The sequence below is a fragment of the Aquabacterium sp. genome (genome assembly GCF_048860245.1).
GTDB lineage: Bacteria > Pseudomonadota > Gammaproteobacteria > Burkholderiales > Burkholderiaceae_C > Aquabacterium.
In genome coordinates this window covers 1-9352 of record NZ_JBLIZW010000047.1, presented here as the reverse complement: position 1 = coordinate 9352, position 9352 = coordinate 1, and the positions used below count along the sequence as shown (strand labels likewise).

Here is a 9352-nt window from a genome sequence, read left to right as displayed (position 1 = left end):
TCAATCACCATCGATTGATGGGGCCGCTGGGCAATGTCCCGCCAGCCGAGTTCGAGGCAAACTACCACCAACAACACGCTGGTCAGGCCGTGACCGCCTGACTTAAACCAACTGGCCTCCGCGAAACCCGGGGCGCTTCATTGCACGACCATCTTGCGACGCTTGGGCAGCTTTGAGCGCAGCTGCAGTTCTTCCTCCCGGTAGATGCGGTAGCACTGCTTGCGCCCAAGTTGCCAGCCTTCGCGCTTGAGCAGCACATGCAATCGTCTATAGCCGTATCGAATCCTCGTCTGCGCGAGCTCTTTCATGCGGCGACGCAACTCTGGCCGGGCGTCACGCACAGGCAAGTAGTACAGCGTACTGTGCGACATCTTGACCAACTTGCAGGCCCGACGCTGACTGATGCAGTAGTGGCCCACGACATAGGCCAGGGCCTGCTTCCTCAGCGCGGGCCGCCCCATTTTTTTGCGGCGATGTCCTGCAAGATTGCCTTATCCAAGCTCAGATCGGCCACCAGCTTTTTAAGTCTGGCGTTCTCTTCCTGCAGTTGTTTGAGCTCACGTGCCTGGTCGGGCTCAAGGCTGCCGTACTGCTTCTTCCTGCGGTAGTACGTGGGCTCACTGACGCCAAGTTTGCGGCATAGGTCCGCCACAGGCATCCCCATCTCCGTTTGCTTGATCGCAGCAACGATCTGCTCAACCGAAAACCGACTCTTCCTCATCATGTCCTCCGGTGGCCCCTGCTGGGGCCAATGTGCCGGAAAACTCTCGCTTCAGGTGGCTCGGTTTTGCGAGCTCAGATCACACTCGTGCCCATTTTCGCGATGTGTGCTGTGTTTCGCTCAGGTATAGTTCCCGCATGTTTGATGTTCTCGCATACGTCTACGAACACTATTGGCGCCCCGACGCATGTCCGGATGCAGACCAGTTGGCGCGCAAACTGACTGCAGTTGGGTTCGAGCAAGAGGAAATCGCGGAGGCCCTGACTTGGCTTGGCGGTTTGCGTAGCCTGTCTGGTGAAAAGAGTGATCTAAGGGCACCGTCAGAGCTTGCAACCAGAGTGTTCGCCGATGCTGAGTTGGAACGACTCGGTGCGGAGGCGTTGGGCTTCCTGCAGTTTCTTGTGTCTGCAGGCGTGCTGAGCCCAAAGGCTCGTGAAATCGTTTTGGATCGCGTGACTGCTGTGCCAAAAGGGCCTGTTGGCCTGGATGATTTCAAGGTGCTACTTTTGTTGATTTTCTGGGGCTTGGGTGAAGAGCCCGACGCGCTGATTCTGGATGAGTTGTGCGCCGATGATTCCGAGCGCGTCGTGCACTGAGGGCGGTCGGTTGCTCAAGATTTGACCGCGGACTGCCGTAAATACCTTGTACCTACAGGGCGTTGGCCCGATCGTTCGATCCTCGGCTGCGAAGGCGTGTCATGTACCTCGTTGAATGTCGTCCCGTTTTTATTGTGCTGATGTGCAGCCTCATCTTGGCGGGTTGCGATCAGCTTGGGATCGAAACGCCGCAGAAGTCCGCTGAGCGTGCTCATGCTGACGCCAAGGCAACCGGCGGTGCATGCCGCCACGCGTTGCGAGCCATTGAGGATTGCTACACCTTGAACCCCAAGGCAGATAAGGCTGCGGTGTATGAGGGTTGGCGCGAGATGGATGAATACATGCGGGAGAACAAGCTGGACGGCATTGTGCCGGTGGTGCCTCGTCCCGCGCCCGCTGCGTCCAAGCCTGCGAGCACCCCTTCAGACGAAGAGGCAGACGCGTCGGTAGATGAGTCCCAGGATGAGGCCCCTGTTTCTGGGAAGAAGAGCGGGAAGAAGTCTGCTCACTGACGGCGTTCCCTTGCGCGTTTTGCATTTGTTTTGGCATTTCCGACAAGACCATGCGTGATGGGGTTTGAGGAAGCCGTGAGGCTTTCTACAATGTCGCCACTTTTGTTTACTCAACATCTAGGCGACAGCCATCATGAATATCCTTCGTTTTGAAGACCTTGTGGCCCAGGGCAAGGTTGCTGGTCAACGTGTCTTCATCCGCGCAGATCTGAACGTGCCGCAAGACGATGCGGGCAACATCACTGAGGACACGCGTGTTCGTGCATCGGTGCCAGCGATTGAGTTGGCGCTGAAGGCGGGGGCCGCTGTGATGGTGACGTCGCACTTGGGACGTCCCACCGAGGGTGAGTTCAAGCCTGAAGATTCGCTGGCTCCGGTCGCCAAGCGACTGGGTGAGTTGCTCGGCCGCGAGGTGAAATTGGTCAGCAACTGGGTGGATGGCGTGACTGTTCATCCCGGCGAAGTGGTGTTGCTGGAGAACTGTCGCCTGAACAAGGGTGAGAAGAAGAACAACGAAGAACTGGCCCGCAAGATGGCTGCGCTGTGCGACATCTTCGTTCACGATGCATTTGGGACGGCCCACCGCGCAGAGGGGACGACGTATGGCATCGCTCAGTTCGCCAAGGTGGCGTGTGCAGGGCCTTTGCTGGCTGCCGAGATCGACGCCATCAACAAGGCCTTGGAAGCACCTAAGCGTCCGTTGCTGGCCATTGTGGCGGGCTCCAAAGTGTCGACCAAGCTGACCATTTTGCAGTCGTTGGCCAAGAACGTGGATGGCCTGATTGTGGGTGGTGGCATTGCCAATACATTCATGCTCGCGGCAGGGTTGAAGATTGGCAAATCCTTGGCCGAGGCTGACCTGATCGGCGAGGCGAAGGCCGTGATTGAAGCCATGAAGGCTCGTGGCGCAGAAGTGCCGATCCCGGAAGACGTGGTGGTGGCCAAGACTTTTGCGGCTGACGCTCCCGCAACGGTGAAGGCTGCGACGGATGTGGCCGATGACGACATGATTCTGGACATCGGGCCGAAGACCGCGGAGAAGTTGGCCGCTCAACTGAAGGCCGCGGGGACCGTGGTCTGGAATGGCCCAGTTGGTGTGTTCGAGTTTGATGCCTTTGCCAACGGGACTGAAACCATCGCGCGGGCCATTGCGGCGTCTGATGCGTTCAGCATTGCGGGCGGCGGAGACACGTTGGCTGCGATTGCCAAGTACGGCATCGAGAAGGATGTTGGCTACATCTCCACGGGTGGTGGCGCCTTCCTGGAAGTGCTGGAAGGCAAGACGTTGCCCGCCTTTGAGATCTTGAGTAAGCGCGCCGCAGGTTGATGTCAGCCGGGCCTGCCTGGGCCCGAGATGCGGTTCTGTTTGAAAAGCCCCGACTGCAGCGTCGGGGCTTTTTCATTTCGACTCGGAAAATTGACGAAGCCAGTTGAGGACTTCTTCTGCCGTGCGCAGCGGCTGCTCGAAAGGGTACAGATGCGTGCCGTCGATCCAGGTGACCTGATCGCCAAACAGGCGACGAGTCCCGCTCAGGCCTGCTCTACGCAACTCGGACGAGCGCGTGCCCCCGATGAATGCGGTGGGACTGCGGTGGGGTATCGACGCGAATGCAGGAAGCAGCGCGTGAGGCATTGTGCGATAGATGGCAGTTTCGACCTCCCGGCGGAAGGCGAGGGTCACATGGCTCTGATGCGGGTGCGGGTGGGTTCCGTGGCGAATGTAGTCCTGTAAAACCGTGGGGTGGAACGCCTGGAACTTGGGCTTGCTGCTGAAGTGACGCAGCGCCTCGGCTTTGTCCGGCCATTCGTGGGTTCGTTGTGCCGAGATGCCAGAGGGCAGGATGCGATCAATCAAGGCGCTGCGCTTGATCCATCCGATGGCCGTGCTGCGCCATCCGTTCAGGATGGGGGAGTCCAACACCACGACCCCATCGGCGAGCCCTTGCCAGCGGTGTGCAACCATGAGGCTGAGGTAGCCGCCGAGCGAGTGCCCAACCAAGAAGACCTTTTGATCGCGGTGGGGGCGTACATCGTGCTGGATGAAGTGATGGATTTCCTCGACCAGATGGGGCCAACCGTCCGTCACGGGAAAGCGCGGGTCATGGCCGAGACGCTCGATGGCATGAACCTGGTATCCCTTTGTCCGCCAGTGCGTGAACAGTTCACTGTAGGTGGATGCGGGAAAACCGTTCGCGTGCGCAAAGATGATCAGAGGAGGCAATGTGCTGGGTCCCATGTTGAAGGACGAGTGTAGTGGCTGTGCGCTGTGGCGCTTGGGCGTCAGGCGTGTGAACCTTGCATGACAGGGGCTATTTCGAGTTTTCTTTCTGGTGGATTTGGTGTGACACTGGAATGAGACAGACAACCGCTGAGCTTTGAACATGCCACGTGCTACCAAGATCGTTGCCACATTGGGTCCTGCTTCGTCGACTTTGGATGTGTTGGAGAAGATGCTGCGTGCGGGGGTGGATGTCGTGCGTTTGAATTTCTCGCATGGCAAGGCGCAGGATCACATTGACCGAGCCAACTTGGTTCGAGAAGCGGCGCAGCGTGTGGGCAAGGTCGTGGCCATCATGGCGGATTTGCAGGGGCCGAAGATTCGGGTGGGCAAGTTTGCCGAAGGCAAGGTGATGCTGGAGCCGGGGCAGCCTTTCGTACTGGATGCCAGCCGGACCGAGCTGGGCGACGTCAATGGGGTGGGCCTGGATTACAAGGAACTGCCGCGGGATGTGAAGCCGGGCGATGTGCTGCTGCTCAACGACGGACTGATCGTGTTGACGGTGACGGCTGTGAAGGGCGAAGCCGTGCACACGGTGGTCAAGTTGGGGGGCGAGTTGTCCAACAACAAAGGCATCAACAAGCAGGGTGGTGGGTTGACCGCGCCCGCCTTGACCGCCAAAGACATGGAAGACATCAAGACAGCAGCGAGCTTCCAGTGCGATTACATCGCGGTGTCGTTCCCGAAGAATGCGACGGACATGGAAATGGCGCGTCAACTGTGCAATGTGGCGGGCGAACCTTGGCGGCATCGGCCAGCCCTGATTGCCAAGATCGAGCGGACGGAGGCGATTCCGAACCTGGAAAGCATCCTGAAGGCCTCGGACGGGATCATGGTGGCGCGCGGTGACTTGGCCGTGGAAGTGGGCAATGCTGCGGTGCCGGCTCTGCAAAAGCGCATGATCAAGCTGGCGCGTGAGATGGACAAGGTGGTGATCACCGCGACCCAGATGATGGAGTCGATGATCGTCAATCCGGTGCCGACCCGTGCGGAGGTGTCGGACGTGGCCAATGCGGTGCTGGATGGTACCGATGCCGTGATGTTGAGTGCCGAAACCGCCGCCGGCAAGTATCCGGTCGAGACGGTGGAGCAGATGGCCAACATCGTTCAGGAGGCCGAACGGGCGGAAGAGGTATCCCTGGATGCCGACTTCACGAACAAGACCTTTGCGCGGATTGACCAGTCGATTGCCATGGGGGCGCTGTTCACGGCGTATCACCTGGGGTGCAAGGCCATTGTGGCGTTGACGGAGTCTGGCTCGACGGCGCTGTGGATGAGCCGTCACAAGGTGCATGTGCCGATTTTTGCTTTGACTGCGCAGGCGATTGCGCAGCGCAAGATGGCCCTGTATCGGAATGTGCACCCCTTGCTGGTGCCCAGTTACGCCGACCGGGACGAGGCCTTGGCCAAAGCCGAGCACGTGCTCGTGGACTGCGGTGTGCTGCGTTCGGGCGATACCTATGCGATCACCTGCGGGGAGCCAATGGGAACGCCAGGTGGCACAAATATGCTGAAGGTGAGTGCGGTTCACTGAGAAAAGTTGAGCGCCGCTTGACCTTGGGGTTGGGGCGGCGCTCGGCTCTCGGTAGAATCTCGCCCAGTTTGCGACGCGCCGTGGGCGCGTTTTCTTTCGTTCTCACCGCTTACTGGGGGTCACATGGCACTCGTCTCGATGCGTCAGCTGCTGGATCATGCTGCTGAAAACAACTACGGCATTCCGGCTTTCAACGTCAACAACCTGGAACAAGTCCAGGCCGTGATGGCGGCTGCCGATGAAGTCGGCGCACCTGTGATCCTGCAGGCTTCGGCGGGTGCCCGCAAGTACGCGGGTGAGTCGTTCATCAAGCACCTGATTCAGGCTGCGGTGGAAGCCTATCCCCACATTCCGCTGGTGATGCACCAGGATCACGGCACCAGCCCCAAGGTCTGCCAAGGCGCGATCGACCTGGGCTTTGGCTCGGTGATGATGGACGGCTCGTTGATGGAAGACGGCAAGACCCCGTCTTCGTTCGAGTACAACGTCGACGTGACCCGCAAGGTCGTGGAAATGGCCCACAAGGTGGGTGTGACCGTGGAAGGCGAACTGGGCTGCCTGGGCAACCTGGAAACCGGTGATGCCGGCGAAGAAGACGGCATTGGCGCCGATTGCAAGCTGGATCACAGCCAAATGCTGACCGATCCGGAAGAAGCTGCCACCTTCGTGAAGGCCACTCAACTGGACGCGCTGGCGATTGCGATTGGTACCAGCCACGGTGCGTACAAGTTCTCGCGCAAGCCCACGGGTGACATCCTGGCGATCTCGCGCGTGAAGGAAATCCACGCCCGTATCCCCAACACCCACCTGGTGATGCACGGTTCCTCGTCGGTGCCGCAAGAACTGCTGGCCATCATCAACCAGTACGGCGGCAAGATGAAGGAAACCTACGGCGTGCCCGTCGAGGAAATCCAGGAAGCCATCAAGTACGGTGTGCGCAAGATCAACATCGACACCGACATTCGTCTGGCGATGACCGGTGCCGTGCGCAAGTTCATGTTCGAGAACCCAGACAAGTTCGACGCGCGCGAGTGGCTGAAGCCTGCGCGCGAAGCCGCCAAGCAGGTCTGCAAGCAACGCTACCTGGAATTCGGATGCGAAGGTCAAGGTGCCAAGATCAAGCCCGTGAGCCTGGTGGACATCGCCGCAGCTTACGCGAGCGGCAAGCTGGCACAAGTCGTGTCCTGATCGACACGCATGCCTGATGCCCGTTTGCGTGAATGGGCATGAGACAACCGGCGTGGGTGCAAGCCTTCGCCGGTTTTATTTTGTGACGTGGCTGGACGCGGCACAATATCGTTTTGCCGATTTCCGTGGTGCCTGTGATCAGGCCTCACGATTGACCTGGTGACCCCTTCATGACCTCCGCCCTGCATACCTCTGCCCTGACTTCTTTGCCCCTGCTTGCTCGTGGCAAGGTGCGTGACAACTACGCTGTTGGCAACGACCGCATTTTGATGGTGGCCTCGGACCGCATCAGTGCCTTTGACGTCATCATGGGGGAGCCCATTCCCGGCAAGGGCGCGCTGCTGACCAAGATGGCGCTGTTCTGGTTTGAGCTGCTCAAGGATGTGGCACCCAATCACCTGACAGGTGACGATCCTTGCTCGGTGGTGTCCCCCGCCGAGCGTGCACAGGTAGAAGGCCGTGCCATGTTGGTCAAGAAGCTCAAGCCGCTGCCGGTGGAAGCCGTGGTGCGTGGCTATCTGGCTGGTTCGGGCTGGAAGGAATATCAGCACAACGGCGAAGTGTGTGGCGTGAAGTTGCCTGCAGGTTTGAAGAACGCCAGCAAGTTGCCGGAGCCCATCTTCACCCCCGCCACCAAGGCCGAAGTGGGTGAGCATGACGAAAACATTTCGTTCGACAAGATGAGCGAGATCATCGGTGCCGACATGGCTGAGAAAGTGCGTGAGCTGGCCATCAAGCTGTACAAGACGGCTGCGGACTATGCGCTGACCAAGGGCATCATCATTGCGGACACGAAGTTTGAGTTCGGCCTGGATGAACAGGGCACGCTGACCGTGATGGATGAGGTCCTGACGCCGGATTCGTCGCGTTTCTGGCCTGTGGAAGGCTATGTGGAAGGTCAGAACCCACCCAGCTACGACAAGCAGTTCGTGCGAGACTGGTTGGAGCAAGCCACGGTCAATGGTCAGCCTTGGGACAAGACCGCACCGTCGCCCGCGCTGCCTCAAGACGTGATTGAAAAGACGGCTGCCAAGTATCAGGAAGCGCTGACGCGTTTGACAGGGCAAACCGCCTGATTGGCGGCAAGCGACCGCTGAAGCAAAAGGCCTCGCATTGCGAGGCCTTTTTCATGTTTGCACGTGCGCCGCGTGCTTAGTCGTCCTGATCGGCTTCGGCTTGCGCAGCATGGGCTGCCGCAATGGCTTGGGCCAACTCGGCCGGCGCGACCCAGCCATGCAGCGTGTCGGCCACATCGCCCACCCCAGTCTTGTTCAGGGACGAGAACAGGGCAATGCCCACGTCGGCTTCGTCGGTCACCAGGTCGGCCAGTTCCTCTTGTGCTTTGCGCAGGGATTCGGCTTGCTCTTTGCGGTTGAGCTTGTCGGCCTTGGTCAGCAGAACCAGCAATTTGACTTCACCCGTGCGAACGCGCGGCGCCACGAAGGCCAGCAGTTGTTGGTCCAGTTCGGTGAAGCGATGGCGGGAGTCCACCATCTGCACGACTGCCTTCAAATTGGGGCGGGTCTGCAGGTAGTCGGCCATCACCTCTTGCCAGCGCAACTTGGCGGTGCGCTCCACGGCGGCATAGCCGTAGCCGGGCAAGTCCGTCCAGATCTGGTTGGGCGCGGCCTTCGGGCCAAGATGGAACAGGTTGATGTGTTGGGTACGTCCTGGCGTTTTGGACGCAAATGCCAGCTGGCGCTGTTGGGCGATGGTGTTGATGGCCGTGGATTTGCCCGCGTTGGATCGACCGACGAAGGCGATCTCCGGCAGATCGTTGGGCGGGAGTTGGTGGAGTTGTGCGGCCGTTGTGAAAAAGCGGGCCGTGTGTGCCCAGGCCAAGGCTTCCTTGGCTGGGTGGCGCGCCAGATCCCCTGTGTCAACACGTGGGGTGGGTGTGGCTTTTTGAGGGCCTTTGGCAGGCTTTGGCGCACTCTCTGGGCGATTTGGTGTTTGGCGAGTCATAGGGCATTGTAAAATCTCCTGATTAATGTGCCATCAATGCGTGATGGCAACCCCATCTGATAACTCACAGCCCCTACGCCATGAAGCGCTTCTCTCACCTGATTGCCCTTGCCTCGGTGGCCCTGTCCCTCTCTGGTCTGGCCCACAGCGCCGAAACCAAGGCCGCCAAGCCTGACCTGGCTGCTGGTGAAGCCAAGGCCGCTGTTTGCTCGGCTTGCCACGCCGTGGACGGTTCGCGTGGCCTGCCCACCTACCCGATTCTGCAAGGCCAGCACCCCGAGTACATCGTCAAGCAGCTGACCGAGTTCAAGGAAGGCAAGCGCAAGAACGCCATCATGATGGGCATGGCCGCCCCCTTGACGGCCGACGAAATGCGCGACGTGGCCGCGTTCTACGCCAGCAAGAAGGCGCCAGTGGGCACGGCCAAGAACAAGGACATGGTCGCCTTGGGTGAGAAGATCTACCGCGGTGGCATCGCCAAGAAGGGCATTGCCGCGTGCGCCAGCTGCCACAGCCCCAACGGCGCCGGCATGCCCGTGCAGTACCCGCGTCTGGGTG

At 59.8% G+C, this 9352-nt stretch carries 9 protein-coding genes and 1 pseudogene; 7 read left to right on the top strand and 3 right to left on the bottom strand.

What is annotated here, in order from left to right; genetic code table 11:
- Window positions 1-143 precede the first annotated feature (143 nt).
- Window positions 144-721, bottom strand: a pseudogene (locus tag ACMV18_RS05335) (transposase); the annotation flags it as partial.
- 137 nt (window positions 722-858) lie between these two features.
- Between ACMV18_RS05335 and ACMV18_RS05330 the strand changes: the two are divergent.
- The 3 genes from ACMV18_RS05330 (at window position 859) to ACMV18_RS05320 (ending at window position 3156) form a co-directional block, all read left to right on the top strand.
- Window positions 859-1317: a DUF494 family protein gene (locus tag ACMV18_RS05330; protein ID WP_420816987.1), complete on the top strand. Its 459-nt coding sequence runs from the start codon at window positions 859-861 to the stop codon at window positions 1315-1317.
- 140 nt (window positions 1318-1457) lie between these two features.
- Entirely contained in the window at window positions 1458-1829 is a 372-nt protein-coding gene (locus tag ACMV18_RS05325) for a hypothetical protein (protein WP_420816986.1), read from the top strand.
- Window positions 1830-1962: 133 nt separating this feature from the next.
- On the top strand, window positions 1963-3156 hold the full coding sequence (locus ACMV18_RS05320) for a phosphoglycerate kinase (RefSeq protein ID WP_420816985.1): 1194 nt from the start codon (window positions 1963-1965) through the stop codon (window positions 3154-3156).
- A 72-nt stretch (window positions 3157-3228) separates the two neighbouring features.
- Here the strand turns inward: ACMV18_RS05320 and ACMV18_RS05315 are convergent, their stop codons facing one another.
- Window positions 3229-4065 carry an alpha/beta hydrolase gene (locus ACMV18_RS05315; RefSeq protein ID WP_420816984.1) on the bottom strand — a complete coding sequence of 279 codons (837 nt, stop codon included), beginning with the start codon at window positions 4063-4065 and terminating at the stop codon, window positions 3229-3231.
- 145 nt (window positions 4066-4210) lie between these two features.
- On the opposite strand from ACMV18_RS05315, the gene pyk reads away from it, so the two are divergent.
- The 3 genes from pyk (at window position 4211) to ACMV18_RS05300 (ending at window position 7905) form a co-directional block, all read left to right on the top strand.
- The gene (gene pyk / locus ACMV18_RS05310; protein WP_374259092.1) at window positions 4211-5641 is read left to right on the top strand and encodes a pyruvate kinase; all 1431 of its coding nucleotides are present in this window, start codon (window positions 4211-4213) and stop codon (window positions 5639-5641) included.
- A 123-nt stretch (window positions 5642-5764) separates the two neighbouring features.
- Window positions 5765-6829 carry a class II fructose-bisphosphate aldolase gene (fba, locus tag ACMV18_RS05305; RefSeq protein ID WP_420816983.1) on the top strand — a complete coding sequence of 355 codons (1065 nt, stop codon included), beginning with the start codon at window positions 5765-5767 and terminating at the stop codon, window positions 6827-6829.
- A gap of 170 nt (window positions 6830-6999) precedes the next feature.
- A complete protein-coding gene (locus tag ACMV18_RS05300) occupies window positions 7000-7905 on the top strand; it encodes a phosphoribosylaminoimidazolesuccinocarboxamide synthase (RefSeq protein WP_374259090.1) in 906 nt (301 codons plus the stop codon).
- Window positions 7906-7981: 76 nt separating this feature from the next.
- Here ACMV18_RS05300 and yihA read toward each other — a convergent pair whose 3' ends face one another.
- On the bottom strand, window positions 7982-8671 hold the full coding sequence (yihA, locus tag ACMV18_RS05295; RefSeq protein ID WP_420816982.1) for a ribosome biogenesis GTP-binding protein YihA/YsxC: 690 nt from the start codon (window positions 8669-8671) through the stop codon (window positions 7982-7984).
- Window positions 8672-8874: 203 nt separating this feature from the next.
- Between yihA and ACMV18_RS05290 the strand changes: the two genes are divergently transcribed.
- The coding region (locus ACMV18_RS05290) for a c-type cytochrome (protein WP_420816981.1) at window positions 8875-9352 on the top strand (478 nt) is incomplete at its 3' end.